The organism is Frigoribacterium sp. PvP054 (assembly GCF_040547465.1).
Classification (GTDB): Bacteria; Actinomycetota; Actinomycetes; order Actinomycetales; family Microbacteriaceae; genus Frigoribacterium.
On record NZ_JBEPPU010000011.1, the window covers coordinates 75,867 to 99,300 of the forward strand.

General features: G+C 71.8%; 29 protein-coding genes. 9 read left to right on the forward strand and 20 right to left on the reverse strand.

The window, feature by feature from the left end; all coding sequences use genetic code 11:
• Positions 1 to 134: 134 nt before the first annotated feature.
• Positions 135 to 1,571: a tyrosine-protein kinase domain-containing protein gene (locus ABID81_RS13240; RefSeq protein WP_354595256.1), complete on the forward strand. Its 1,437-nt coding sequence runs from the start codon at positions 135 to 137 to the stop codon at positions 1,569 to 1,571.
• 21 nt (positions 1,572 to 1,592) lie between these two features.
• Here the strand turns inward: ABID81_RS13240 and ABID81_RS13245 are convergent, their stop codons facing one another.
• The 4 genes from ABID81_RS13245 to ABID81_RS13260 are packed head-to-tail and all read right to left on the reverse strand — an operon-like array spanning position 1,593 to position 4,229.
• Positions 1,593 to 2,618, reverse strand: a complete 1,026-nt coding sequence (locus ABID81_RS13245) for a 3-oxoacyl-ACP synthase III family protein (protein WP_354595257.1) — start codon at positions 2,616 to 2,618, stop codon at positions 1,593 to 1,595.
• Positions 2,615 to 3,253 carry an acetyltransferase gene (locus ABID81_RS13250; protein WP_354595258.1) on the reverse strand — a complete coding sequence of 213 codons (639 nt, stop codon included), beginning with the start codon at positions 3,251 to 3,253 and terminating at the stop codon, positions 2,615 to 2,617. The genes ABID81_RS13245 and ABID81_RS13250 overlap by 4 nt, the downstream gene beginning before the upstream one ends.
• Positions 3,250 to 4,008, reverse strand: a complete 759-nt coding sequence (locus ABID81_RS13255) for an SDR family NAD(P)-dependent oxidoreductase (protein WP_354595259.1) — start codon at positions 4,006 to 4,008, stop codon at positions 3,250 to 3,252. The genes ABID81_RS13250 and ABID81_RS13255 overlap by 4 nt, the downstream gene beginning before the upstream one ends.
• Positions 4,005 to 4,229, reverse strand: coding sequence for an acyl carrier protein (locus tag ABID81_RS13260; protein ID WP_354595260.1), 225 nt, complete (start codon positions 4,227 to 4,229; stop codon positions 4,005 to 4,007). The genes ABID81_RS13255 and ABID81_RS13260 overlap by 4 nt, the downstream gene beginning before the upstream one ends.
• 174 nt (positions 4,230 to 4,403) lie before the next feature.
• On the opposite strand from ABID81_RS13260, the gene ABID81_RS13265 reads away from it, so the two are divergent.
• Positions 4,404 to 5,099: a sugar transferase gene (locus ABID81_RS13265; RefSeq protein ID WP_354595261.1), complete on the forward strand. Its 696-nt coding sequence runs from the start codon at positions 4,404 to 4,406 to the stop codon at positions 5,097 to 5,099.
• Positions 5,100 to 5,253: 154 nt separating this feature from the next.
• Here ABID81_RS13265 and ABID81_RS13270 read toward each other — a convergent pair whose 3' ends face one another.
• The gene (locus tag ABID81_RS13270; RefSeq protein WP_354595262.1) at positions 5,254 to 5,916 is read right to left on the reverse strand and encodes a hypothetical protein; all 663 of its coding nucleotides are present in this window, start codon (positions 5,914 to 5,916) and stop codon (positions 5,254 to 5,256) included.
• 143 nt (positions 5,917 to 6,059) lie between these two features.
• Here ABID81_RS13270 and ABID81_RS13275 point away from each other — a divergent pair, with 143 nt between their 5' ends.
• The gene (locus ABID81_RS13275) at positions 6,060 to 6,857 is read left to right on the forward strand and encodes an isocitrate lyase/PEP mutase family protein (RefSeq protein WP_354595263.1); all 798 of its coding nucleotides are present in this window, start codon (positions 6,060 to 6,062) and stop codon (positions 6,855 to 6,857) included.
• A gap of 97 nt (positions 6,858 to 6,954) precedes the next feature.
• On the opposite strand, the gene ABID81_RS13280 is transcribed toward ABID81_RS13275, so the two are convergent.
• The 5 genes from ABID81_RS13280 to ABID81_RS13300 form a co-directional block, all read right to left on the reverse strand.
• Positions 6,955 to 8,112, reverse strand: a complete 1,158-nt coding sequence (locus ABID81_RS13280) for a YihY/virulence factor BrkB family protein (protein WP_354595264.1) — start codon at positions 8,110 to 8,112, stop codon at positions 6,955 to 6,957.
• A 3-nt stretch (positions 8,113 to 8,115) separates the two neighbouring features.
• Positions 8,116 to 8,505 carry a DUF3618 domain-containing protein gene (locus tag ABID81_RS13285; protein ID WP_354595265.1) on the reverse strand — a complete coding sequence of 130 codons (390 nt, stop codon included), beginning with the start codon at positions 8,503 to 8,505 and terminating at the stop codon, positions 8,116 to 8,118.
• Positions 8,486 to 8,914, reverse strand: coding sequence for a phage holin family protein (locus ABID81_RS13290; protein ID WP_354595266.1), 429 nt, complete (start codon positions 8,912 to 8,914; stop codon positions 8,486 to 8,488). The genes ABID81_RS13285 and ABID81_RS13290 overlap by 20 nt, the downstream gene beginning before the upstream one ends.
• The gene (locus ABID81_RS13295; RefSeq protein ID WP_354595267.1) at positions 8,907 to 9,317 is read right to left on the reverse strand and encodes a YtxH domain-containing protein; all 411 of its coding nucleotides are present in this window, start codon (positions 9,315 to 9,317) and stop codon (positions 8,907 to 8,909) included. Before ABID81_RS13295 ends, ABID81_RS13290 begins: the two co-directional genes overlap by 8 nt.
• Positions 9,318 to 9,450: 133 nt before the next feature.
• The gene (locus ABID81_RS13300; protein ID WP_354595268.1) at positions 9,451 to 10,839 is read right to left on the reverse strand and encodes a glycosyltransferase 87 family protein; all 1,389 of its coding nucleotides are present in this window, start codon (positions 10,837 to 10,839) and stop codon (positions 9,451 to 9,453) included.
• 103 nt (positions 10,840 to 10,942) lie between these two features.
• On the opposite strand from ABID81_RS13300, the gene ABID81_RS13305 reads away from it, so the two are divergent.
• Entirely contained in the window at positions 10,943 to 11,512 is a 570-nt protein-coding gene (locus ABID81_RS13305) for a winged helix DNA-binding protein (protein ID WP_354595269.1), read from the forward strand.
• A gap of 51 nt (positions 11,513 to 11,563) precedes the next feature.
• On the opposite strand, the gene ABID81_RS13310 is transcribed toward ABID81_RS13305, so the two are convergent.
• The 6 genes from ABID81_RS13310 to ABID81_RS13335 are packed head-to-tail and all read right to left on the reverse strand — an operon-like array spanning position 11,564 to position 17,006.
• On the reverse strand, positions 11,564 to 12,547 hold the full coding sequence (locus ABID81_RS13310) for a prenyltransferase (RefSeq protein WP_354595270.1): 984 nt from the start codon (positions 12,545 to 12,547) through the stop codon (positions 11,564 to 11,566).
• Entirely contained in the window at positions 12,544 to 12,972 is a 429-nt protein-coding gene (locus tag ABID81_RS13315) for a lycopene cyclase domain-containing protein (RefSeq protein ID WP_354595271.1), read from the reverse strand. Before ABID81_RS13315 ends, ABID81_RS13310 begins: the two co-directional genes overlap by 4 nt.
• Positions 12,969 to 13,358 (reverse strand): lycopene cyclase domain-containing protein, encoded by a 390-nt coding sequence (locus ABID81_RS13320; protein WP_354595272.1) that lies wholly within the window; start codon positions 13,356 to 13,358, stop codon positions 12,969 to 12,971. The genes ABID81_RS13315 and ABID81_RS13320 overlap by 4 nt, the downstream gene beginning before the upstream one ends.
• Complete coding sequence (gene crtI, locus ABID81_RS13325) at positions 13,358 to 15,061, reverse strand: phytoene desaturase family protein (RefSeq protein ID WP_354595273.1); 1,704 nt, start codon at positions 15,059 to 15,061, stop codon at positions 13,358 to 13,360. Before crtI ends, ABID81_RS13320 begins: the two co-directional genes overlap by 1 nt.
• Complete coding sequence (locus ABID81_RS13330) at positions 15,058 to 15,939, reverse strand: phytoene/squalene synthase family protein (protein ID WP_354595274.1); 882 nt, start codon at positions 15,937 to 15,939, stop codon at positions 15,058 to 15,060. Before ABID81_RS13330 ends, crtI begins: the two co-directional genes overlap by 4 nt.
• Positions 15,936 to 17,006: a polyprenyl synthetase family protein gene (locus tag ABID81_RS13335; RefSeq protein WP_354595275.1), complete on the reverse strand. Its 1,071-nt coding sequence runs from the start codon at positions 17,004 to 17,006 to the stop codon at positions 15,936 to 15,938. Before ABID81_RS13335 ends, ABID81_RS13330 begins: the two co-directional genes overlap by 4 nt.
• An 18-nt stretch (positions 17,007 to 17,024) precedes the next feature.
• Between ABID81_RS13335 and idi the strand changes: the two genes are divergently transcribed.
• Together idi and ABID81_RS13345 are read left to right on the forward strand one after the other, a co-directional pair.
• Positions 17,025 to 17,597: an isopentenyl-diphosphate Delta-isomerase gene (gene idi, locus ABID81_RS13340; protein WP_354595276.1), complete on the forward strand. Its 573-nt coding sequence runs from the start codon at positions 17,025 to 17,027 to the stop codon at positions 17,595 to 17,597.
• Between the two features lie 166 nt (positions 17,598 to 17,763).
• Positions 17,764 to 17,961, forward strand: a complete 198-nt coding sequence (locus tag ABID81_RS13345; RefSeq protein ID WP_354595277.1) for a hypothetical protein — start codon at positions 17,764 to 17,766, stop codon at positions 17,959 to 17,961.
• Positions 17,962 to 17,998: 37 nt separating this feature from the next.
• Here the strand turns inward: ABID81_RS13345 and ABID81_RS13350 are convergent, their stop codons facing one another.
• On the reverse strand, positions 17,999 to 19,141 hold the full coding sequence (locus ABID81_RS13350) for a fatty acid desaturase family protein (RefSeq protein WP_354595278.1): 1,143 nt from the start codon (positions 19,139 to 19,141) through the stop codon (positions 17,999 to 18,001).
• A 157-nt stretch (positions 19,142 to 19,298) separates the two neighbouring features.
• Here ABID81_RS13350 and ABID81_RS13355 point away from each other — a divergent pair, with 157 nt between their 5' ends.
• From ABID81_RS13355 to ABID81_RS13365, 3 genes are read left to right on the forward strand one after another with little or no spacing between them, the layout of a single operon-like run.
• The gene (locus ABID81_RS13355; RefSeq protein WP_354595279.1) at positions 19,299 to 19,982 is read left to right on the forward strand and encodes a hypothetical protein; all 684 of its coding nucleotides are present in this window, start codon (positions 19,299 to 19,301) and stop codon (positions 19,980 to 19,982) included.
• Positions 19,983 to 20,016: 34 nt separating this feature from the next.
• Complete coding sequence (locus ABID81_RS13360; RefSeq protein WP_354595280.1) at positions 20,017 to 20,715, forward strand: HdeD family acid-resistance protein; 699 nt, start codon at positions 20,017 to 20,019, stop codon at positions 20,713 to 20,715.
• Positions 20,712 to 20,957, forward strand: coding sequence for a hypothetical protein (locus ABID81_RS13365; RefSeq protein WP_354595281.1), 246 nt, complete (start codon positions 20,712 to 20,714; stop codon positions 20,955 to 20,957). Before ABID81_RS13360 ends, ABID81_RS13365 begins: the two co-directional genes overlap by 4 nt.
• Positions 20,958 to 21,063: 106 nt before the next feature.
• On the opposite strand, the gene purB is transcribed toward ABID81_RS13365, so the two are convergent.
• The 3 genes from purB to ABID81_RS13380 are packed head-to-tail and all read right to left on the reverse strand — an operon-like array spanning position 21,064 to position 23,353.
• The gene (purB, locus tag ABID81_RS13370; protein WP_354595282.1) at positions 21,064 to 22,446 is read right to left on the reverse strand and encodes an adenylosuccinate lyase; all 1,383 of its coding nucleotides are present in this window, start codon (positions 22,444 to 22,446) and stop codon (positions 21,064 to 21,066) included.
• Positions 22,443 to 22,949, reverse strand: a complete 507-nt coding sequence (locus tag ABID81_RS13375; RefSeq protein ID WP_354595283.1) for a low molecular weight protein-tyrosine-phosphatase — start codon at positions 22,947 to 22,949, stop codon at positions 22,443 to 22,445. The genes purB and ABID81_RS13375 overlap by 4 nt, the downstream gene beginning before the upstream one ends.
• A complete protein-coding gene (locus ABID81_RS13380) occupies positions 22,946 to 23,353 on the reverse strand; it encodes a phage holin family protein (protein WP_354595284.1) in 408 nt (135 codons plus the stop codon). Before ABID81_RS13380 ends, ABID81_RS13375 begins: the two co-directional genes overlap by 4 nt.
• Between the last annotated feature and the right edge of the window lie 81 nt (positions 23,354 to 23,434).

Consider the following 23,434-nt stretch of genomic DNA (forward strand, 5'->3'; position numbering starts at 1 on the left):
GAGGTGCGTCCTGAGGGATACTTGACATATCCATTATGCCGGTCCGAGCAGGTTGTGCAACATGTCACATGGACGTATTTTGGTGGTCGACCTGGTGGACGCCCTCTGCCGATCGATCCGAACGGACGGAACCCGTGAAGCTCCACGACCATTTGCTCCTGCTGCGCAGTGCGTGGTGGATCGTCCTCGCGACGACACTCGCCGGCGTCACCGTCGCCACCGCGATCACGGTGACGGCACCGCGGGTGTTCCAGTCGAGCACCGAGCTCTTCGTGTCGGTGTCCGGGGCGACGACCGCCACCGCGCAAGACGTGGCTCAGGGCAGCACTGCAGCCCAGCACAAGGCCAAGGGCTACGCCGAGGTCGCGACGAGTTGGCGAGTGCTCGATCCCGTCATCCGCGAACTGGGCCTCGACTGCACGGCCGCCGAGCTGGCACGGGCCATGACGGTGACGACGGGCACGACCAGCGTCACCCTGACCATCTCGGTGCGCGACACGGACGCGGGCCGGGCGTCCGCCACGGCGGACGCCGTCGCGGCGAGCCTCCGACGGTTCGCGACGACGAAGCTCGATCCAGCGCCCGACGGGCAGCCCAGCCTGGTCGGCATCGAGGTCCTCGAACCCGCGACCCACGCCGGGTCACCCGTGTCGCCCCGCCCGCTCGAGAACCTCGGGCTCGGCGTCGCGCTCGGCGGCCTGCTCGGCTACGGTGCCGTCTACCTGCGTCGACTGCTCGACACGAAGGTGCGTGGGCGACGCAGCATCGACGAGACGGTCGACTGCCCCGTGCTGGGGACGATCCTGCACGACGCGAGCGCCTCCACCCGACCCCTGACCGTCCGGGTCGAGCCCCGAGGGGCCAAGGCCGAGGCGTACCGTGCCCTGAGGACCAGCATCCAGTTCGTCGGCACGGGACGGCCCGCCCACGTGATCGGGGTGTCCTCGGCGATGCCGGGTGAGGGCAAGACGACGACGTCGGCGAACCTCGCGGTGGCCTTCGCCGAGACCGGTGCCCGGGTGGCCCTCGTCGACGCCGACCTGCGCCGACCGCGCATCGCCGCGGTGATGGGCCTCGAGGGCGCGGTCGGGCTGTCCGACGTCCTGGTCGGTCGGGCCGACCTCGACGACGTCGCCCAGCCGTGGGGCGGACTGCCGCTCGACGTCGTCCCGGCGGGACGCATCCCCCCGAACAGCAGCGAGCTGCTGGGTTCGACGAGCATGGACGCGCTGCTGGACCACCTGCGAGGCCGGTACGACTACGTCGTCCTCGACGCGCCACCGCTGCTGCCGGTGACCGACGCCGCGGTGCTGAGTCGGCTCACCGACGGCACCCTCGTCGTGGCCGCGACGGCCCGGACCCGCAAGACCCAGCTCGCCGACGCGGTCGGAACGCTCCACCAGATCGGGTCCCGGGTGCTCGGCGTCGTGCTCACGATGCAGCCGTCGAAGGACGCCGGGGCCTACGAGACGGGCCGCGCCCACGCCGCGGACGCCCTCCCGACGGTCGAGACCTCCCCCCGACGACGAGCCCGCGCCCGGGCCCGAGCCAGGGCCCGAGCCCGGGCCTGAGCACAGGCACGCGGGGGCGGGTCAGAGGTCGACGACGACCGCGCCCCAGGACAACCCGACACCGAAACCGACGAACATCGTCGTCATGCCCGGGCGCAGCTGACCCGACGCGAGAGCGGCGTCGAGCGCGATCGGGATCGACGACGACGTCGTGTTGCCGCAGTCGCGCATCTCGACGACGAAGCGCTCGGGCGCGATGCCGAGCTTCTTGCGCAGGGTCTCGAGCATGAACGCGTTCGCCTGGTGGAACACGAACGCGTCGATGTCGCCGAGGTCGAGACCGGAACGCCGCAGCGCCTCCTCGACGATCTCGGGCACGACGCGCAACGAGAAGGTGAACACCTCCGCCCCGTCCATGTACATGTCGTAGCCGTTCGAGACGAGACCACGGGCCTCGGCTGTCGACTTCGGCGACAGGACGGCGCCGTCGGCCAGACCGCCGTGGGGGACGATCAGGTGCGGGGCGCCCGAGCCGTCGGTTCCGTACGACAGACCGCGCAGGGAGGGCTCGTCGGCCGTGGCCGTCACGAGGCTCGCGGCCGCGCCGTCACCGAAGATGACGCGCAGCTGCCTGTCTGCCGGGTTGACGTAGCGCGACAGGGTGTCGGCCGTGAGGAGCAGGACGGTGTTCGCCTGACCCGACTCGACGAGGGCCTTGGCCACGCCGAGTCCGTACACGTAGCCGGAACACCCCATGCCGAGGTCGAGAGCGCCGATGTCGGTGCGGAGACCGAGACGTGCCTGCACGAGGCACGAGGTCGTCGGCATGGCGTGGTCGGGGCTCTGCGTGCAGAGCAGCACGAAGTCCACCTCGCGGCGGTCGACGCCGTGGCGACGGAACAGTTCTTCGGCCGCCGCCACGGCGAGGTCGGCTGTCGTCTCGCCCTCGCCGACCACGTGCCGACGGTCGATGCCGGTCTTGGCGGCGATCTTGGCGACACCGGCAGGGGCGAACTCGGCCTCGAGCTCGTCGTTGGTGACCACGCGGGCGGGCAGGTGGGTGGCGACCGCCGTGAGGGCCGCGTGGCGGGTTGCGTTCGGGTTCATGAGTCCTTCTTCGAGATGACGACGGCGGGGTTGCCGAAGACGGTGGTTCCAGGCCGGACGCGTCGCAGGACGACGCTGCCGGCACCGACCGTCGAGTCCGCACCGACCCGCGCGCGGGGCAGGACGGTGGCTGCCGGGCCGACGAACACGCCGTCGCCGACGGTCGCACCACCCAGCAGCTGGGCGGCACCCGAGACGGTCACGTGGTCGCCGACGACGACGTCGTGGCCGATCACCGCCGCGGTGTTGACGAAGCAATGGGCCCCGACCTCGACGTCGGTCGAGATGACGGCGTTCGGATAGACGATCGTGCCCTCGCCCACCGAGGCTCCGTCGCAGAGGACCGCGCGGTCGTGGACGAACGAACCGAAGCGGCATCCGGAGAGCGCCAGCCGATCGGTCAGGCGGCGACGCGTGGATGGATCACCGACCGTGCAGAGCACGAGGTCGCCCTCGGCGGGCACGTAGTCGGCGACGCTCGAGACGACGTCGGGCCCGGTCGCACCGTCGTCGACGAAGACGATGCGGTCGACGCCGTGGGCCGAGACCCAGGCGGGGCTCGTGTCGATGACGGCCCGGACCTCGCGGCCGGCCCCACCGGCACCGACGAGGACGACGCGGCTCGTGCCGCTCATCGGGCCGTGTACCCGCCGTCGACGACGAGCGCCGAACCGGTGACCCAACGGGCGTCGTCTGACAGGAGGAACCGGATCGAGGCGGCCACGTCGGACGCACGGCCGATGCCGAGGGGGTGTGCCTCGGCGACCTTCTGCACCCCGTCGTCGCCGATGGTGCGAGCCAGGTCGTGGAGCATGGGCGTGGCGACCGTGCCCGGGCAGACGCAGTTGACCCGGATGCCCTCGCGGGCGAGCTCGAGCGCGAGCGACTTCGTCATCGAGATCAGGGCGCCCTTCGAGGCCGAGTACGCAGCGGCCCCCGGTTGCCCCACGAGCCCGAGCACCGACGACACCAGGACCACGGAGGCGCGCTCGGCGCGACAGCCACGGCGCCGGAACGCGCGAACGAGCTGCAACGCCGAGGTGACGTTGACCGACAGCATGCCGTCGACGACCGACGTGGTGGAGCCGCGGACCGGCTGGACGGTCTGCACGCCGGCGCAGTGCGCGAGTCCGTGCAGCGGCCCGAACGCGTCGACCACGGAGTCGACCAGACCCGCACAGGCCGTCGGGTCGGTGAGGTCGGCGACGAACGACCGGTGCCCCTCGCCCGGCAACGAGGTCAGGGTCTCGGTGAGCCGGGCCTCGTCTCGCCCGGCCAGCGCGACCGTGAGGCCCCGCTCGCCCAACGCGACGGCCGTGGCCCGGCCGATGCCGGACGACGCCCCGGTCACGAGCACGACGGGCCGCGACCCGTCGTCCACGGTGCTCACGACGACGAGACGGCGAGCCCGGCGACGTCACCCAGGGTGACGCAGTCGGCCAGCCGCTGCGCGTCGATCGTGATGCCGCACGTCGCATCGACCTGGGCGATGAACTCGACGTTCGAGAGGGAGTCCCAGCCGACGGACTCGAGGTCGTCGGCGAGCGTCAGGGACGACGGTTCGGCCTCGACGAGCTCTTCGGCGAGGGAGAGGAATTCTGCGGTGTTCACGGTTGCCCCTTCTGGCCTTTGGCCGATCCAAAGACATGCAACATTTTAGACACTTGTTCCGATGGGGCGCAAGAGTGGTTCCGGCCTTCCTCGAGTCCTCTCTCTTGACATTCATATTTTGCATACTTAGCCTCGAGGCATCTGCATCCCTGCCACCGTCCCGATCGGAGCCTGATGAGCACGTCCCCCCTGCCCTCGCCGACCCCCGGCGCCCCGTCCGAGCGCCCGGGCCGCCGCGTGGCGTCCGACTCGTTCCGCACCCGGGGCGGGCTCGCCCTCAAACGGTGCGTGGACGTCCTCGGCGCCAGCGTGCTGCTCGCCGCGACGAGCCCCCTCCTCGTCGGGGCAGCTGCGGGCGTCGCCCTCACCATGGGCCGCCCCGTCCTCTTCCGGCAAGATCGCGCCGGACTCCACGGCCGACCGTTCGCGCTGCTCAAGCTGCGCAGCATGCACGACGTCGGCACCGGTCGCGTGTCCGACGCCGAGCGGCTCACGCCCTTCGGGCGAGCGCTCCGGGCCACCAGCGTCGACGAGCTCCCCGGGCTGGTCAACGTGCTCCGAGGCGAGCTCAGCCTCGTGGGCCCGCGCCCCCTGCCCGTCCGCTACCTCGGGCGTTACACCGCAGAGCAGGCCCGTCGGCACGAGGTGCGACCCGGCGTGACCGGCCTGGCCCAGGTGCGAGGTCGCAACGCCGTCGACTGGACCGAACGACTCGCCCTCGACGTCGAGTACGTCGACCGGCGGAGCACCGCACTCGACCTGGGCATCCTGCTCTCGACCGTCGGCGTCGTGCTGCGACGCACGGGCACGTCGCGGCCGGGCGAAGCGACGATGACCGAATTCCGCCCCGAGACGGCCGCCCCTCGCTGACCACCGTCGCGCTCGTCCACACCTCGGCCCCCGGATGACGGAGACGTGACGCGCCTCGTCCCCCGCGCAACACGGCTAGGCCGACACGGCGGCCGGGCCGCGAGCCGGCCCGGCCGCCGTCGACCGCGGGGTCGGACCCCGTCGAGCCCGGTCGTCAGGCGATGGTGAAGGCCACCCAGTCGAAGCCCCACGTCGTGCCGTCGCCGTCGGCGATCTTGGCGTAGGCGGTCTGACCGGCCTCGCCACCGCGCACCGTCAACTCGGCGCGGCCCGACTCGTCGGCCTGTGCCCAGGCCATCGAGCCGCCCAGCGCGACCAGCACCCACTCGCCGGGAGCCGCGGAGGCGACGACCGTGGTGCTCCCGTCGGACGCGCGAGCCGTCTCGACGGTCGGCGCGGGCTTGACGCCCAGGACGTCGACGACGGCCGAGGTCGTCGCGTGAGCGCCGGTCGGCGTCACGACGTCGAGGGTGATGGGGTGGCTCTGCCACGCCGCGAGCTCGGTCGAGACGCAGGACGCGGTCCGACCGGCCGTGACCGGGGCCGAGCACAGCTCGGTCTGACCCGAGCGGATCGTCGCCGTGCCCGAGGAGGTGCTCGAGAACTCGATCTCGGGCGTGGTGTCGTGCGAGGCGAAGTGGAGCGTGCCGGCCGGGGCCGTCAGGGGACCGGTGTCGCCGTCCACGGACAGGATCGAGGCGTCGGACGGCGGCGGCGTGTAGCCCCAGGCCGAGGCCGAGGCGGCGGGCAGGACGACGGCGGCGAGCGTGGCGGCGGCGAGCGCCGACGTGCCGAGCGTGCGGGTGAGGGTCCACATGGTGACTCCGTTCAGATCGGGGCACCCGGGCGGGTGCCACCGTGATCCTGGCATGTTCCATATTTCACATTCTGTGAAGAGGCCGAGTGCGTCAGCGAGGTCGGCGACTGGTGCAACCCAGCCGGGGCTGCTTGGCTGGCCGCATGTCGATCTCCACGACGGCCGAGAAGGCCGAACTCCTCCGCTCCCTGCACGTCCCCGGTGACCCGCTGATCGTGACGAACGTCTGGGACGCGATCACGGCGCGCACCGTCGCCGGGGCGCCCGGCGTCAAGGCCCTGGCCACCGCCTCCCACTCCATCAGCGAGGCGCACGGCGTCGAGGACGGCGAGGGGCTCGACGTCGACGACATGCTGACCGCGGCCCGCATCGTGATCCGTGCCGTCGACCTGCCCGTCTCGGTCGACTTCGAGAAGGCGTACGCCACCGACGCGGCCGGCACCCTCGACAACGTCTTCCGCCTAATCGAGGAGGGGGCCGCCGGCCTCAACCTCGAGGACAGCATCGGCCAGGCCAAGGCTCCGCTCTACGACATCGACACCCAGGTGTCGAAGATCGCCGCCGCCCGTCAGGCCGGCGACCGCGCCGGGGTGCCGATCGTCATCAACGCCCGCGTCGACGCGCTGGCGGGCGACCCCGACTCGTTCGACGACGCGGTCACCCGCGCCAACGCCTACCTCGACGCGGGCGCCGACTGCGCCTTCGTCCTCGGCCTCGGCACCGACGACCTGGTCAAGACCGCGCTCGACCGCATCCACGGCAAGGTCAGCGTCATCTCGAACCCGTCGTCCGTGCCCCTCGCCCGCCTGGCCGAACTCGGCGTCTCGCGCGTCAGCTTCGGCCCCGGCACCCTCGGCCTCACGCTGTCGCACCTGCGCGACGCCGCGACCACCCTCACCGCGCGCGGCGACTACCCCGCCGAGCTCGGCTTCTCGTTCTAGCCGCCCCGCCGACGCACCCCGCCGACGAGAGACGACCCGCGCCTCCCGAGCTCGTGAGAGCCGAGGAGGCGCGGGTCGTCTCGCGCGAGGACGTCACCTAGTCGTCGCGGTGGCCCTTCGTGCGCTCGTCCTTCTCGCGGTCGGACCCGGACGGCTCGGAGCCGCCCTCGCCGTCGGGCTCGGGCACCTCGTCGCCGTTGCGCTCGATGGTCGCCGCGGCGGCCTGTCGGAGGCGTATGCCGGCGAGCTCGTCCTTGGCGAGGGCCGCGGCCTTCTTCTCGCTCTGGGCGGTGTCGCGCGGCGGCAGCAGGATGTCGCGCTCGGCCCGGAGACCGGCCTGCAGCTCGCGTCCGCGTTCGAGCTCGGCGTCGAACTCGGCCCCGAAGAGCAGGGCGTTGTTGGTGATCCAGAGCCACAGCAAGAAGACGATCACGGCACCGAGCGAACCGTACGTCTTGTTGTAGTTCGAGAAGTTCGCGATGTAGAACGCGAACCCGACCGACGCGACCAGCCAGATGACCAGGGCCACGAGCGACCCGAGGCTCATCCACTTGAACTTCGGCTGCTTCACGTTGGGCGCCCAGTAGTAGAGCACCGCGACGATCACGATGGCGATGACCGCCAGGACCGGCAGCTTGGCGATGTCCCAGACGAACACGGCCGTGCTGCCGAGGCCGACGAGGTCGCCGACCGTCTCGGCGACGGGACCGCTGATCACGAGGATGAGGGCGGCGACGACGATGAGCACCACGGTGAAGGCCGTGACGCCGAGCATCGTCGGGCGGAGCTTCCAGATCGGACGACCCTCGTCGATGCCGTAGACGCGGTTCATCGCCCGGCCGAACGCCCCGACGTAGCCGGAGGCCGACCACAGGGCGCCGAGCACACCGACGACCAGGGCGAGGCCCGCGGCGGGCGAGGCCGTCAACTGCATGATCGGGTCTCGCAGCAGCCCCTCGACGTCCTCGGAACCGAATTGTCGGACGAGGTCGAGCACGGTCTCGGCGGTCGCCTGACCCTGCCCCACGACGCCCAGCAGCGACACGATCGCCAGCAGCGCCGGGAAGATCGCGAGCACCGCGTAGTACGTCAACGCCGCGGCGAGGTCGGTGCACTGGTCACGGGTGAACTCGCGCAGCGTCTTGCCCAGCACGTAGCCCCACGACGGCTTCGAGACGTCGGTCAGGTCTTGCGGCTTGCGCGAGTCGTCCTCGTCGGGCGCCTGCTGCTCGCGCTCGGTGCTCTTCTGGGCCACGACTCAGCGCCTGATCGTCTTGACGATGCCGGCCACGAGGGCGACGACCCCGACGGTTCCGGCCGCAGCCGCCGCGAGGACGGGCTTCGGGTCGGAGTCGAGCCGCCGCGTGACGCTCGCCTTCAGGCGACGGGCGTGGGCGGGGACGCTGAGCTTGTCCTCGATGGCGTCGAGCGTCGCCGCGAACTCCTCGCGGGTGCGGGCGAGGTCGAGTTCGATCTCGGGGATGCTGGCACCGGCGCGGGGGCCGTCGGCGTTCTCGGCGTCCTTGTCGGGCGAGACGCCGGCCGAGTCGGCCCGAGCCTCGTCGGCACGGGCCCGAGCCAGTTCGTCGCGGGGATCGGGCTTCGCGGCCCCCGACGACCGATCGCCGTCAGTGCTTCTCGGAGTCATAGCTGCCCTGCCCCTTCAGTGCGCTGACGTCGGCCTTCACGCTGGCGACCGCCTTCTCGGGGGTCGGGGGGACGCCCTTCTTGAGCGCCTTGATGCCGAGCATCGCCAGCACGGCCGTGATGACGAGCAGCACGGCGGCCACGATCAGGGCGGCCAGCCAGGGGGCGACGACGTTCGAGAGCCCCAGGACGCCGGCCGTGATGAGCACGGCGAGCAGGAAGAAGCCGAACAGGGCGGCGCCGACCAGCAGCCCGACGCCCACCCCGGCCTCTTTGGCCTTGGTGGTGAGCTCGGTCTTGGCGAGTGCGATCTCGCCGCGGATCAGACGCGAGATGAGCTCGGGCAGGCTGCCGATCAGCGAGCCGAGCGAACGTTTGGTGCTCTGTTCGGGTGCCTTCAGGTCACTCACCGACCGTCACCCCCGGCAGCTTGTCGTCGTCCGGGCTGGTGCCGCTCGTCTTCTCCTTGACGTCGTCGGCCTTCTCGTTCACCTTGTCGGCGGCCTTGCGGGCCGCGTCGGTCGCCTTGGCGGCGGCCTTGTCGGTGGCGTCGGAGCCCTTGCCCGAGACAGACTTCGCCTTGGCGCCGACCGCGTGGGCCGCGTCGTTCGCGACGTCCTGGGCCTTCTTGGCGACGACGGGAGCGTTCTCCTTCACGAAGCCCTCGGCCTGGTGCACGCCCTTCTGCACGGTCGGGTTCTCCCACAGGCTCTCGGCCTGGCCCTTGATCTTGACGTAGGCGCCGCGGCCCGCGCGGGCTCCGAGGACGTACCCGACGGCCGCTCCTGCGACGAAGAGGATCTTGCCTTTCATGAGTGCTCCTTGGTTCGTGGTGGCAGGTAGGACCTCCACGCTGGCACGAGACGGGGCGCGCGGCCCAGATTGGCGGGCCACCCCGGGACGATCGGACGCCTCGCCGCCCTGGGGGCGACGCGACGACGACCCGTCAGGAGGCGCGGGTCCCCACCGCGGGGACGCGCACCTCGGCCGCGTCGCCGCGCACCGTCTCGACCGCCTGCCGCACGAGGCGCACCGTGCACCAGCAGAACAACGCCACGAGCAGGGCGTTGCGGGCCCCGAGCACCATCACCGCGACGGGGTTCAGCTCGATGAGGGGTCGGTAGAGGAGGGGGAAGACGAGGGTCGTGAGCCCCGAGGCCCAGGCCGTGAGCACGGCGGGCGTGCGGAACGCCTCGGGGCGCGATGCGTACCCGACGGCGACGATCGGGACGATCCAGAGCAGGTACTGCGGCGAGCCCACCTTGTTGAAGACGACGAACGCGAGGGTGAGGGTCAGGGCGCCGAGCAGCACCGTGCCGAACTCGTCGCCGCGATCGCGACCCCGGGCGACGAGGACGCCGGCCGTCGACCGGGCCGACGCGCGCCTCCTCGGCCCGACCCACCGGGGGAGCCCGAAGGTCGCGACGGCGAGCACGCCGGCCAGCACCGCGAGCACGGCGAGCATGACCTGGGTGCTGTCGTTGATCATCCAGGTGTCGCCGGGGCCCATCACCTCGCGCGTGGCGAGCGCGACGTTCTGGTAGATCGAGGCCCCGGGAACGCGCAGCATGGCCATCCAGACCCAAGGCGTCGCGAGCGTCGCCTCGAGCTGCAGGGCCCGACCGGACTGCATCGAGACGAAGCTCGTGATGTCGTCGGCACCGCGGCCGAGCAACACGCACGAGACCACGACCATCGTGACGAGCACGCCGGCCCGCAGGACGACGACGCGGTGCCGCGACCCGACGGCGACCGCGACGACGACCGCCGCCGGCCAGACCTTGATCCAGGTCGCCGTGGCCAGCAACAGCCCGGCCACCCGCGGCCGGGTCGACAGCAGCATGAGGGCGGCGACCACCAGCGGGGCGCTGAACCCCTCGAGCCGCAAGAACGCGACGGGGCTGAGCACGAGCGTCACGAGCAGCCACCACCAGGCGGCCCGGTTGTCGACCGTACGACGACCGCGGTCGGTCAGCAGCCACAGCGCGACGGCGTTGAGGGCGGTCAGCAGCGCGAGCCAGACGAACTGGTAGTGCTGCTCGCCGAAGACGTTCGGCAGCACCACCGGCACGACGGCACCGGCCGGGTAGACCCACGAGAAGTCGAGCACGGGCCAGACGCCCTCGCTCAGCGCCTGGGTCGCCCAGAGCCGGTACAGGGGCAGGTCACCGCTGACCCCGCCGCCGATCATCAAGGGGGTCAGGGCGAGGAAGACCGCCGCGTGCACCGAGGCGAAGCCGTAGAGCAGACCGCGCGGGTGCGCCTGCACCCGCGCCCAGGTGCGGCGCAGTCGCACGGGGAGGGGCGCAGGCGCGACGGCGCTCGAGGTGGTCACGCCTCGAATGTAGGGCCGCGGGCTTTCGTTTGTCTTGACGGCAGGTGAATCCGACGGAAGATCCCTCTCGAGGCGGAGGCCCGGGCGGTGTACGGTGCCGACCATGGACCGACGACGTTCCGCAGACGGGGGCGAGGTCACCCCGCCGACCGACGACATCAGCGAACCCACCACCCCGGGCCCCGCACGCGAGGGTGACGGGCCCGTCGACCTCGGCAGCGTCGACGACGACCTCGCCGTCGACCGCGGTCGGCCGATCGGCTTCTGGCTGAAGCTCGTTGACGGGCTCGTCGACCGACGGTTCGAGCAGGTGCTCGACGAGCACGGCGTCACGCGCCGGCAGTGGCAGCTCCTGAACCTGCTCGAACGCGGCCCGGCCACGCGGGCCACCCTCGACGCGGCCGTGGCGCCCTTCCTCGACCCGGCGACGGGCGAGACCAGCGCCGACCACCTGTCCGAGCTCGTCGAGAGCGGGTGGGTCAGCCTCGCGACGGACGGCGTCGGGGCCGGGCGGTACGCGCTGACCGAGCGGGGCGGCCTCGCCCACCGCAAGCTGGTCGACGTCGTCTGGGGCATCCGCGACGAGGCCGTGCAGGGTGCCGAGCCGGGTGCCTACGCGACCACCGTGAGGTTCCTCCGGACGGCGGCCCTCAACCTCGGCTGGCGCCCCTGACGCCCACGCCCGATGCCCGGGCCCGTGCCGACGACCCCGGGAGGCGCGGCGTCAGTTCCGCAGGAACACCCACCAGATCATGAGCATCGTCACGACGAACCCGCTGACGAAGTTGAGCGCCAGGAACCGTCGCCAGCCCCGATTGACCTCCTCGGCCCGGTCGTCGGTGACGTTCCACCACGGCGCGCAGCTGATGGCGTAGGGCAGGGTCAACAGCGCGGCCACCGGGCCGGGCCACTCGGTGAAGGTCAGCAGCACGCCGGCCAGCAGGTAGGCGAGGACCGACAGTCGGACGGTCGCCCGGGCACCGATCTCGGTCGCGATCGACGAGATGCCGCCCTCGCGGTCGGCCAGCACGTCCTGCACGGCCCCGAAGGCGTGACTCGCGACGCCCCACAGGAAGAACGCGCCGAGCAGGGCCCACAGCTCGGGCGTGAACGAGGCCCCGGCGAGCACGAGACCGTAGACGGCGGGACTGACGAAGTGCGTGCTCGACGTGATCGAGTCGACGAAGGGGCGCTCCTTGAAGCGCAGGCCGGGGGCCGAGTAGGCGACCACGGCGAAGACGCTGACCGCCAGCACGAGCCAGCTCAGCGGACTGCCGACCGCCACCAGGAACACCAGGAACGGCACGTTCGTGACCACCGCGGCCCGCAACGTGGTGCGGTGCAGGCTGCGGTCGAGCAAGGCCCCCTCGACCCCGCCCTTGCGCGGGTTGTGCAGGTCGCTCTCGTAGTCGAAGACGTCGTTGATGCCGTACATCGCGAGGTTGTAGGGGATCAGGAAGTACAGGGCGCCGACGATCAGCACGAGCCAGTTCACGGGGCTGAGGACGTCCTCGGGTGCCGAGAAGATGACGGCCCGGGTGCCGTCCGGCAGGGGGTCGGCCTGCGACAGCGGACCGTACGAGCCGGAGTACGCCGTCGTCGTCGGTGCGAGCAACGAGGTCAGCACGTACGCCGCCGCGAACGGGAACGCCGTGTTGATCCAGCTCAGGGGCCGGGACGAGACGAACAGGGCCTTGAGCGTGTTCACGAGCGCGCCTCCTTCGATGCGGCGGCTGCGGCGGTCGCGGCGGCCGCCGACGCCGTCCTCGGCGCACGAGGCGCCTTCGGCCCGCCGAGCAGCACCCACACCGACGGCAGCAGCACGAGGGCCGCGACCGCGTAGGCGAAGTCCTCGAGCGGGGCGATGCCCACGAAGACGCCGCTGATGCGGGCGGCGTCGTAGCCGACCAGCCCGATGCCGATCATGACGTTGTCGAACACCGCGGTCATCACGAGCAGCACGCCCGTCGCGATGCCCGCGCCCAGCACGGCCTCGCGACGTCGTCGCGTCGACGCCCCGGGCGACGAGGAGGCGCGCGCGGCCCGACCGCGGACCGCCGCGGTCACCAGCGCCAGCACCCCGACGACGGCGACGATCGCCAGGAACACCGCGTTCACGGCCCAGTAGGTCACGACGACGCCCCGTCCGTGGAGCGAGCCGCAGCCGGGTCGCCCGCGACCGCGGTGGAGGACCCGCGGCGGTCGAGCACGACCGCGGCGACCATCCGTGCGCCGGCCAACAGGTTCATCGTGAGGTAGCAGAGCAGCGTGAGGAAGAACACCTCTTCGAGCGGCAGCTCGGTCGCCACCAGGACGCCGGTCATGAACGAGGTCTCGCCGCGGAAGAAGATGCCGAGGTCGATGCCGACGACGTCCCAGATCAGGAAGAACACGACGCCGACCAGCAGCGTCACCGCCGCCCGGGGGACGTCGCGCCAGAAGAACAGCCGGAACCTGCGGTCGAGCACCACCATGCCGAACAGCGAGACGAGCAGCGCCGCGAGGTAGACGAAGCCCATCAGCCGGCGGCGGGCTCGGGGAGCGGCTCGGTGCTCGTGTCGCCGCGCAGGTTCTTGAGCAGCACCTCGGCGCTGATCAGGCACATGGGCAGGCCGATGCCCGGCCGGACCGAGCCGCCCGCGTAGAACAGCGAGTCGACCCGCGTCGAGACGTTGCCGGTGCGGAACAGCGCGCTCTGGGCGAGCGTGTGCGCCGGGCCGAGCATGCTGCCGCTCCAGGCGTTGACGTCGTCAACGAAGTCGCGCGGACCGCGGGTGCGGCGCACGACGATGCGGTCGGCGAGGTCGGGCACGTGCGCCCACTCGGCGATCTGCGCGATGACGCCGTCGGCGAGGCGCTCGATCATCGGGTCTCCGTCGCCGTCGACGTCGCCCGAGCCCAGGGACGGGTCGGCGGGCAGCGGGACGAGCACGAAGAGGTTCGTGTGGCCGGCCGGAGCCGTCGACGGGTCGACCGAGCTGGGCTTGCAGACGTAGAGCGACGGCGGGTCGGGGATGCGCTTGTCGGCGCCGAAGATGCGCTCGAAGTTCTCGTGCCAGTCGCGGGCGAAGAGCAGCGTGTGGTGTTCGAGCTCGGGGATCTCGCCCTCGACGCCCAGGTACAACAGCAGGGCACTCGGCCCGGGGTTCTTCGTCGCCCAGTACTTCTCGTCGTAGGTGCGCAGCTCGCGCGGCAGCAGCCGGGTCTCGGTGTGGTGCAGGTCGGCGGCGCTCACCACGAGGTCGGCGTCGACGCGGTGCGTCGTGCCCTCGGCGTCGGTCCAGTCGACCCCGGTCGCCTCGGCGGTCGCCTTCGAGCCGCGGGGCAGGGCCGCCCCCTCGGCGGCGAGCGGCTGCGTGACGATCCGGGTCACGGTCGCGCCGGTGACGACGGTCACGCCCGCCTCGACGGCCACGTCGCGGATCGCCTCGATCACCGAGATCAGGCCGCCCTGCGGGTACAGCACGCCGTCGTCGAGGTCGAGCGTGCTCATCAGGTGGTACATGCTCGGGGTGTCGAACGGCGACGACCCGAGGAACACCGCGGGGTAGCCGAGGATCTGCCGGAGGCGCGGGTCGGTCACCGTCCGCGAGGCGAACGAGTCGAGGTTCGTCAGCAGCAGGCGCGCCAGCTTCGGCATCCGGACGAGCACGTCGCCGCGCAGCAACGGGGTGAGGCTGCCGAAGCTCGTGTAGAGGAACCTCCGCTTGGCGATCTCGTAGGTGTCGCGGGCCGAGCGCAGGTAGCGGCGCATGCGGTCGCCGCTGCCGGGCTCGATGCGGTCGAAGAGCTCGACATTCTGCTCGAGGCCGCGCGGCACGTCGATCGGTGCGCCGGCCGCGGGGTCGTCGGGCGTCGGCTCGAAGAGCACGCGGTACCCCGGGTCGAGCTCGACGAGGTCGAGTCGTTCGGCGGCCGACGTGCCCATCAGGCGGAAGAAGTGGTCGAACACCTCGGGCATCAGGTACCAGCTCGGCCCGAGGTCGAAGCGGAAGCCCTCGTGCGACCACGAGCCGGCGCGGCCGCCGACCTCGTCGTTCTTCTCGAGCAGGGTGACCTCGTGACCCTCGCGGGCCAGCAGGGCTGCGGACGCGAGACCGCTGATGCCTCCGCCGACCACGACGACGCGTCGCCCGTGCCGGGTGACGCTGAGGCCGTGCGAGAGGTCGGGTGCCCCGGTGCCGGCGCCCGTCGCGCCGCGGTCGACCGAGTCGTGGCTCATGCGCGGGCCTCGGGCAGGCGCGTCACGCGACCGGCCGCGGCACCCGCCGCGATGCGCACCTTGACGGGGTTCGGCACGCGCACCCGCGCCCGGACCAGCGAGGAGGCGGGGGTCGCCTCGAGACGCCGGTTCAGCTCGGCGAACAGGCCGTGCGCGAGGGCCACCGCGCGACGCGAGGTCGTCGGCAGCACGGGGATGATCTCGCCGCTCACGCGGAGGTCGTCGTCGATGTCTCGCACCAGTCTCGTCTTGGTCTGCTCGTCGAACGTGGTCACGTCGACCCCGGGGAAGTAGCTGCGGCCGAGCTGCTCGAAGTCGGCCGCGAGGTCGCGCAGGAAGTTCACCTTCTGGAACGCCGCGCCCAGCCGGCGGGCACCCTCTTCGAGCTCGGCCACCGTGCTCGGGGGGAACGCGTGGCCGTGCAGGAACGCCTTGAGACACATCAGGCCGACGACCTCGGCCGAACCGTACACGTAGGCGTCGAACGAGGCCTGGTCGTGTTCGCGGGCGCTGAGGTCGGCCCGCATCGAGGCGAAGAACGGGGCGGTCAACTCGGCGCCGAAGCCGGTCGCCCGCGCGGTGCGGGCGAAGGCGTGGACGACGAGGTTGGGGCTGAAGCCCTCGACCAGGGCCCGCTCGGTCTCGGCCTCGAACCCGTCGAGCAGCCGGCCTGCGGCGTCGACGCCGAGACCGGCCTCGGTCGCGGGCCCGTCGACGATCTCGTCGGCCACGCGCACGAGGGCGTAGACGTTCTCGACGTGCTGACGCACGTCGCCGCCCAGCAGGCGCGAGGCCAGCCCGAACGACGTCGAGTACCGGCGGATGACCCCGCCGGCGGTCGCGTCGGCGACGGCGTCGTACAGCGACAGGCCGGTCATCGCACCCTCTCGAGGACGTCCTGCACGACCGGGGTGAGGGCCTCGCGCAGCGCCTCGGACACCTCGGGACGATCGAGGACGTCCAGGGCCCGGCGGGCGTGCTGCTCGACGAGGCCCTCGGCGAAGGCCCGGGCGCCGCACACCTCGAGGCGACCGCGCACGTGCTCGGCCTCGGCCTCGCTGAGGTCGGCCTTGCCGATGAAGGGCTGGATCGAGAACCACTCGTCGGTGGTGGCGGCGTGGGCGACGAGCACGGTGCGCTTGCCCTCGCGCAGGTCGCCCCGCGTCGTCTTGCCGGTGGCCTCTTCGGTGCCGAACACCCCGAGGAGGTCGTCGACGACCTGGTAGGCGACGCCGACCTCGCGACCGAAGTCGCCGACGGCCGTGACGACCGCCTCGCCGGCACCGGCGAGCACCGCACCGGCCTGCAGGGGGGCCTCGAACGAGTAGACGGCGGTCTTGGCGCGTTCCATGTCGAGGATCTCGTCGACCGTCGGCAGGTCGGCGGCCAGCGAGAACTCGACGTCGACCATCTCGCCGCCGGCGCTGACGAAGATCGCCTCGTCGAGCAGGTCGAGCAGCCGGGTGCGGACGTGGTCGGCGCAGCCGATGCCGAGCAGCATGCGGCTGGCACCCGTGAGGGCCAGGTCGCCGGCGATGACGGCCGCCGACATGCCCCGGTGCTCGGCCGCGGGCGTCGGAATGCCGGCCGTCGTGGCGGTGTCGCGGTAGCTGCCCGAGACGTTCGGGATGCCGCGTCGCGAGAAGTCGCGGTCGATCACGTCGTCGTGGACGATCAGGGCGGTGTGCAGCAACTCGAAGGCCGCGCCGACGCGGGCCACGGCCTCGTCGTCGTCACCGCCGAGGGCGTCGTACGCCGTGAACACCATGCGGGGCCGGAACCGCTTGCCGCCTGCGCTGTTGCGCTCGAGCACCGACCACAGGTCGACGTAGCGCCAGCCGACCGACTCGGCCCGGCGCTTGGCCAGGGCGAAGAAGTCGTCGAGGACGGCGTCGACACGATCGTGTCTCGCCCGCGTGCCTGCGTGCAGGTGATCACCGTCCACCAGGGCAGACTACCTCTCATGACCCGTGAGACCCCGACGACCCGTCCCCAGCCGACCCCCGGCCACGACGGCGGCGCGCACGACGAGCTCGTGGTGCTGCTCGCCGACGACGGGACGCCCGTCGGCACCACCGCGAAGGCGACCGTGCACACGGCGACGACGCCGCTGCACCTCGCCTTCAGCTGCCACGTCACCGACGACCTCGGCCGCGTCCTCGTCACCCGTCGCGCGCTGTCGAAGAAGACCTGGCCCGGCGTCTGGACCAACTCGTTCTGCGGACACCCCGCCCCGGGTGAGACCCCGGCCGAGGCCCTGCTGCGCCGTGCCCACCAAGAGCTCGGCATGGAGGTGCGCGACGTCCAGGTGATCCTGCCCGAGTTCCGCTACCTGGCCACCGACGCGTCCGGCGTCGTCGAGAACGAGATCTGCCCCGTGTTCACGGCGCGTGCCGTAGGCCTGCCCGACCCGTCGCCCGACGAGGTCGCCGAATGGGCCTGGGTCGAGCCCGACGAGCTCCGTGACGCCGTCGCGGCGGCCCCCTTCGCCTTCTCCCCCTGGCTCGGGTGGCAGCTGGCCGCCTGGCCGTCGTGACCCGCCCCCGCCGACGACGTCCTCGGTGACGGCACACCGGCGCGGCCGACGAACGTAGCCCCTCGACCCCCCGCCTGACAAGCCCCTCGCGGCCTCGGCGGGCTCGTCCTATCGTGGCGGTCGGAGCACCGGATGCGACGTCCGGACGACGGTGTGGGAGGCGATCGTGGAGTCCAGCTACGAGAGTGACGCGTCGACGTCGCCCCTCACGATCCACCCCTACCCGAAGCAGCAGTCGCGGCCGGTCGGCGGTGCCGACCGCCGATCGACGGACCAGGAGGCGCGGCTCGCGTCCCCCGGCGCCCGTCCCGTCCGCTACGAGGACTTCTTCGAGGACGACGAAGGCGCGAGCCGGTCCGCCTGACCCGGCCCGCGCCTCCTGCGCTCGTGGCGTCGACCGCCTAGCGCGGACGCAGCGCGTACGCCGCGGGGCAGTCGAACGGGTCGCGGGCCGACAGGCCGACGCGGTTGAGGTAGCGGATGACGATCGCGTAGGACGCGCCGATCGTGGCCTCGGTGTAGGGGATGCCGTGCTCGGCGCAGTGCGCCTTGACGAGCGCGCTGGCGGCCCGCAGGTTCGGGCGCGCCATGCTCGGGAAGAGGTGGTGCTCGATCTGGTAGTTGAGCCCGCCCATGAAGGCCGTCGAGTGACGCCCGACGATGTTGCGCGAGGTGAGCACCTGCTTGCTGAGGAAGTCGACCTTCGCCCCCTCGGGGATGATCGGCATGCCCTTGTGGTTCGGCGCGAACGACGACCCCATGTAGAGGCCGAAGACGGCCATCTGCACCCCGACGAAGGCGAACGCCATGCCCACGGGCAGGAACCAGAACACGACGCCGAAGTAGGCGACCAGACGCACGGCGATCAGCGTGATCTCGAGCGCGCGGCCCTCGACCTTCTCGCGACCGAGCAGCGTGCGGAACGACGTCACGTGGAGGTTGACGCCCTCGCCGAGCAGCAGCGGGAAGAAGAAGTACCCCTGACGGCGCGTGACGAAGCCGAGCACGCCCCGGGCCTTCGCCGCGTCCTCTTCGAGGAACGAGATCGTGTCGAACGCGATGTCGGGGTCCTTGCCCTTGGTGTTGGGGTTGGCGTGGTGACGGCTGTGCTTGGTCATCCACCACGCGTAGCTGATGCCGACGACGCCCGCCGCGAGCACGCGGCCGACCTTGTCGTTGCGCGTGCCCGACTCGAACACCTGACGGTGCGAGGCCTCGTGGGTGAGGAACGCGAACTGCGTGAGGATGATGCCGAGCGCGCCGGCGATCAGCAGCTGGAACCAGCTCGAGCCGAGCAGGACGAACCCGGTGGCCGCGCCGCCGAGGCACGCCACGAGGACGACGAAGACCGTGACGTAGAAGCCGGTCCGGCGCTTCAGGAGCCCGGCCTCGCGCACGGACTTGAGCAGGCTCGAGTAGGTGCTCGTCGGCTTGCCGACCTGGCCGGCGACGGTGGGTCGGAACCCCGCCGGTGCGGCACCCGCGGGCGCGTGCACGATGAGCGGGCGGGAGGTTCGAGGGGTCGGGGGGACGGTGGCGGTCATCGGGGCTCCCGCGGCTGATCGACTTCTCAGCCGGGTGGTGGGGCCGGAGGCGGCCCGCAGATGGTGTGAACGTAGTGGCGCGGGCTGAGAAGAGGTGGGGAGATCGCCTGGCCCGCCTGAGCTTGCCCGACCGACATGTCACACGTAACCTGTCGGGGTGACAGCCGGATTCGTCGAACGCCTGGGCGGGGTCGTGCACGACCTCGAGCAGGTGCCCTACCGCACGGGCGAACGCAACGCCCGGCAGGGCTTCGGCCTGCGCGAGAGCGCGCTCGAGGCCGCGTCGTCGGACGCCCCGGCCCGACGGGTCGAGATCACGGGGCTCGAGCTGCTCGTCGAGATCTGGCCCGACGCCAAGGACGGCCACGGGTCGTGGGTCACGGGCGGCACGGTGGTGGGCACGGGGCCCCGACCGGCCTCCGTCGTCGCCGGCTACGTCGACCTGCTCTTCATGAGCACCGAGGGCCGTCGCCGCACCTACTACCGGTTGCTGACCGTCGACGACCCCGACCCCGACGTCGCGACGGTCCGGTTGATCGAGTGCGTCAAGGAGGTCGGCCCCGACTGGCGATCCACCTGGGCGGACGCGTCGACCGTCTACACGCGGGTGAGCAGGCTGCCGAGCGGCGTGCTCATCGCGGCCGAGATCGACACGGCCGAGGGGCTCGCGTTCACCCGGCGCGTGATGGACGGCGTGCTGACCGGGTTGGCGCTCGAGTCCGAGGGCGTGCTCCGCGTCACGCCCTACGGCATGGCCCGCCAGCTCACGACGCTGACGGGCCGCGGCTGGCCGTTGACCTTCGGCACCGCCCGCCGCCTGGCGTTCAGGAGCGCGCGGTAAACTCTGCGGGACCCCCACCCGTGAGAGAGGCCTCGTGACGCCTGCGCACCACGAACCCGGCGCGAACGCCCCCGTGGCGTCGAGCGACCCCTCCACCCGGGGCGTCGACCCGTCGTCCTCCGCGTACTGGCCCGTCCCCGTGCTGCGTGCCGTACCCGCGCTGGCGGCGGCTGCGGCGATCACGTTCAACCCCGACCACTCGCCCCAGGTGGGCCTCGTGACCTTCGGCTGGGCGGCCGTCGTGGGGGGCGTCGTCCTCGCCGCGGGGTCGGCCCTGCGCCTGAGCGACCGCTCGAGCCGCACCATCGCCGTCCTGCAGGGCGTCGTGGGCACCGTGATCGGCGCCCTCTGCCTCGTCTTCTCGCACGGGCAGCTGCCCGTGCTCGTCGCCTTCGTCACGGCCTGGGCCGTCCTGACGGGCGTCCTCGAACTGCTCACCGGCCTGCGCCGACGCCGCCGCTCGCCGCTCGCCCGCGACTGGACGACCGTGGGCGTGCTGACGCTCGCGCTCGCCGTGGTCTTCCTCGTGGTCCCGCCCGACTACAGCCAGCAGCTCGGCGGCATCGAGCAGATCGAGGGCGAACTCACGTCGTCGACCGTGCTCGTCGGCATCCTGGGCGCCTACGGCGCCCTGGTCGGCGTGTTCCTCGTGATCGCCGGCCTCTCGCTCAAATGGCAGACCGGGCACCCGCCCGCTGCCGACACCCCTGACGACAAGGCACGCACGTCATGACCCACCCCACCTGGCGCGACCGGTTCCGTCCCGCCGAGTTCCTCGGCCTGTCGGCGGTCTTCGCCGCCTTCGTCGGCCTCGTCGTGCTCATGACGACCCGCGACCTGCAACTCGCGCTCATCTTCGGGTGCGTCGGCTTCATCGTCGCCCTCGTCCTCATCGCGATGCTCGCCCTCGCGGCGAAGCCGAACGACGACGAGCGGCACGAGATCGACGACGCCGACAAGCCCCGCGGTCACTGACGCGAGCGGCCCGGCGCGAACCGCCCGGCCGACCGGCCCGAGCCGAGCGGCCGCGCGGCCGGGCGACGCAGGCCGACCTCGGGGCTCTGCCCGCGCCTCCTCGGGCTCAGGGCAGGCGGTCGACCAGCTGCGAGGCGATGCCGGTGTAGGTCGCGGGGGTCAGCGCCACGAGCCGGGCCTTGGCCTCGTCCGAGACGTCGAGGCCCTCGACGAACGCGACGAGTTCGGCCTGCCCGACGCGCTTGCCGCGGGTCAGTTCTTTGAGCATCGCGTAGGGGTCCGAGATGGACGACCGACCGGCGACGACCTCGGCGCGCACCACGGTCTGGATCGCCTCGCCCAGGACCTCCCAGTTGGCGTCGAGGTCGGCCTCGAGGGCCACGGTGCCCACGGCGATCTCGCCGAGGCCGCGACGCAGGTTGTCGAGGGCGAGCATCGAGTGGCCGAACGCGACCCCGATGTTGCGCTGGGCCGACGAGTCGGTCAGGTCGCGCTGCTGACGGCTGGTGACCAGGGTCGAGGCGAGCGAGTCGAACAGCGCCGACGAGATCTCGAGGTTGGCCTCGGCGTTCTCGAAGCGGATCGGGTTGATCTTGTGAGGCATCGTCGACGACCCGGTCGCGCCGGCCTGCGGGATCTGGGTGAAGTAGCCCATCGAGATGTACGACCACACGTCGGTGGCGAGGTTGTGCAGGACGCGGTTCGCGTGCGAGACGCGTGAGTAGAGCTCGGCCTGCCAGTCGTGCGACTCGATCTGGGTCGTCAGCGGGTTGAAGGTCAGGCCGAGGGCGTCCTCGACGAACGACCGGGCGGTCTCGGGCCAGTCGAGGGCGGGGTCGGCGACGACGTGCGCCGAGAACGTGCCGGTCGCGCCGCTGAACTTGCCGAGGAACTCGGTGCCGACGATCTGGGCGCGGAGGCGCTGGAGGCGGTGGGCGAAGACGGCGAACTCCTTGCCCACGGTGGTCGGGGTCGCCGGTTGGCCGTGGGTGTGCGCGAGCATCGGGACGTCGCGGGCGTCGGTGGCCCAGGTCGTCAGGGCGGCCAGGACGGCGTCGAAGGCCGGCAGCCAGACGTCGACGAGGGCTGCCCTGACGGTGACCGCGTACGAGAGGTTGTTGACGTCCTCGCTCGTGCAGGCGAAGTGGGTGAGCTCGGCGATGCCGTCGAGGCCGAGTTCGGCGAGGCGGGCTCGCACGTAGTACTCGACCGCCTTGACGTCGTGGCGCGTCGTCGCCTCGAACCCGGCCAGCTCGTCGATCGCCGCCTGCCCGAAGTCGGTCACGACGGCCCGCAACGCACGCTTCTGCTGGTCGTCGAGCGGGGTCGAGCCGAAGGCGCCCCGGTCGGTCTGGGCGATCAGCCACTCGACCTCGACGTGCACCCGGGCCCGGTTCAGCCCCGCCTCGCTGAGGTGGTCGCCCAGCGACCCGACCGACGTGCGGTAGCGGCCGTCGAGCGGGCTGAGGGGCTGAGGAGGCAACGTCATGACTGTCCCTTGCGGAGTGCGGGTTCGATCTGGCGGAAGAGGGCCGAGCAGGCGCGCTCGACCATGTCGAGCACCTCGTCGAAGAGTCCTGCGTCGGAGTAGTACGGGTCGGGGACGTCGAGACCGCCACCCGCCGGCGCCGCGTCGGGGGCGAAGGTGAGCAGCAGCTGCACCTTCGATCGGTCGGCGTCGTCGCCTGCCCAGGCCCGGAGGATGCGCTCTTGACCGCGATCGAACGCCACCACGAGGTCGTAGCGGGCGAAGTCGTCGGCCTCGAACTGCTTCGCCCGGTGCCGCGAACCATCGTAGCCGCGACGCTCGAGGGCCTGGACGGTGCGCGGGTCGGCCCCCTCGCCGACGTGCCAGTCGCCGGTGCCCGCGCTGGTCACCTCGAGACGGTCGCCGAGACCGGCGTCGTCGGCGAGCGACCGCAGCACGGTCTCGGCCATGGGCGAGCGGCAGATGTTGCCCGTGCAGACGAAGCAGATGCGGAACCGGTTCACCGCTGACGGTCACCCCGCCCGACGACGGGGCGGACGACGACGCCGATGGCCCAGGCGAACACGGCGAGGACGACGGCGCCGAGCACGCCCCACCAGAAGCCGTCGACCGTCAGCCCGAAGCCGAAGAGGCCCGAGATCCAGGCCACGATCAGCAGCAGCAGCCCGTTGACGACGAGCGCGATCAGCCCGAGCGTCAGGATGTACAGCGGGAACGCCACCACGCGGATCGCCGTGCCGACCACGCCGTTGACGACGCCGAACACGAAGGCGATCAGCAAGAAGGTCAGGATCGTCTCGACGGTCCCCCCGTCGCCGTACGGCGTCACCCTCACCCCCGACACGAGCAGCGTGGTGAGCCACAGGGCCACCGCGTTGATGAGCAGCCTGACGACGAATCGGGTCATGCCCCCATCATGCCGACCTCTCGTCCACGGGCGGTAGTGCCCGGACGCATCCCCCAGGAGGCGCGGTGCCCTGACGCGACG

Excerpts from the sequence above, each read along its gene's own strand:
- ABID81_RS13245 (WP_354595257.1), bottom strand. The coding sequence starts at position 2,618 with ATGAACCCGAACGCAACCCGCCACGCGGCCCTCACGGCGGTCGCCACC.
- ABID81_RS13250 (WP_354595258.1), bottom strand. The coding sequence starts at position 3,253 with ATGAGCGGCACGAGCCGCGTCGTCCTCGTCGGTGCCGGTGGGGCCGGC.
- ABID81_RS13265 (WP_354595261.1), top strand. The coding sequence starts at position 4,404 with ATGAGCACGTCCCCCCTGCCCTCGCCGACCCCCGGCGCCCCGTCCGAG.
- ABID81_RS13270 (WP_354595262.1), bottom strand. The coding sequence starts at position 5,916 with ATGTGGACCCTCACCCGCACGCTCGGCACGTCGGCGCTCGCCGCCGCC.
- ABID81_RS13275 (WP_354595263.1), top strand. The coding sequence starts at position 6,060 with ATGTCGATCTCCACGACGGCCGAGAAGGCCGAACTCCTCCGCTCCCTG.
- ABID81_RS13285 (WP_354595265.1), bottom strand. The coding sequence starts at position 8,505 with ATGACTCCGAGAAGCACTGACGGCGATCGGTCGTCGGGGGCCGCGAAG.
- ABID81_RS13295 (WP_354595267.1), bottom strand. The coding sequence starts at position 9,317 with ATGAAAGGCAAGATCCTCTTCGTCGCAGGAGCGGCCGTCGGGTACGTC.
- ABID81_RS13305 (WP_354595269.1), top strand. The coding sequence starts at position 10,943 with ATGGACCGACGACGTTCCGCAGACGGGGGCGAGGTCACCCCGCCGACC.
- ABID81_RS13320 (WP_354595272.1), bottom strand. The coding sequence starts at position 13,358 with ATGGGCTTCGTCTACCTCGCGGCGCTGCTCGTCTCGCTGTTCGGCATG.
- crtI (WP_354595273.1), bottom strand. The coding sequence starts at position 15,061 with ATGAGCCACGACTCGGTCGACCGCGGCGCGACGGGCGCCGGCACCGGG.
- ABID81_RS13330 (WP_354595274.1), bottom strand. The coding sequence starts at position 15,939 with ATGACCGGCCTGTCGCTGTACGACGCCGTCGCCGACGCGACCGCCGGC.
- idi (WP_354595276.1), top strand. The coding sequence starts at position 17,025 with ATGACCCGTGAGACCCCGACGACCCGTCCCCAGCCGACCCCCGGCCAC.
- ABID81_RS13350 (WP_354595278.1), bottom strand. The coding sequence starts at position 19,141 with ATGACCGCCACCGTCCCCCCGACCCCTCGAACCTCCCGCCCGCTCATC.
- ABID81_RS13365 (WP_354595281.1), top strand. The coding sequence starts at position 20,712 with ATGACCCACCCCACCTGGCGCGACCGGTTCCGTCCCGCCGAGTTCCTC.
- purB (WP_354595282.1), bottom strand. The coding sequence starts at position 22,446 with ATGACGTTGCCTCCTCAGCCCCTCAGCCCGCTCGACGGCCGCTACCGC.
- ABID81_RS13380 (WP_354595284.1), bottom strand. The coding sequence starts at position 23,353 with ATGACCCGATTCGTCGTCAGGCTGCTCATCAACGCGGTGGCCCTGTGG.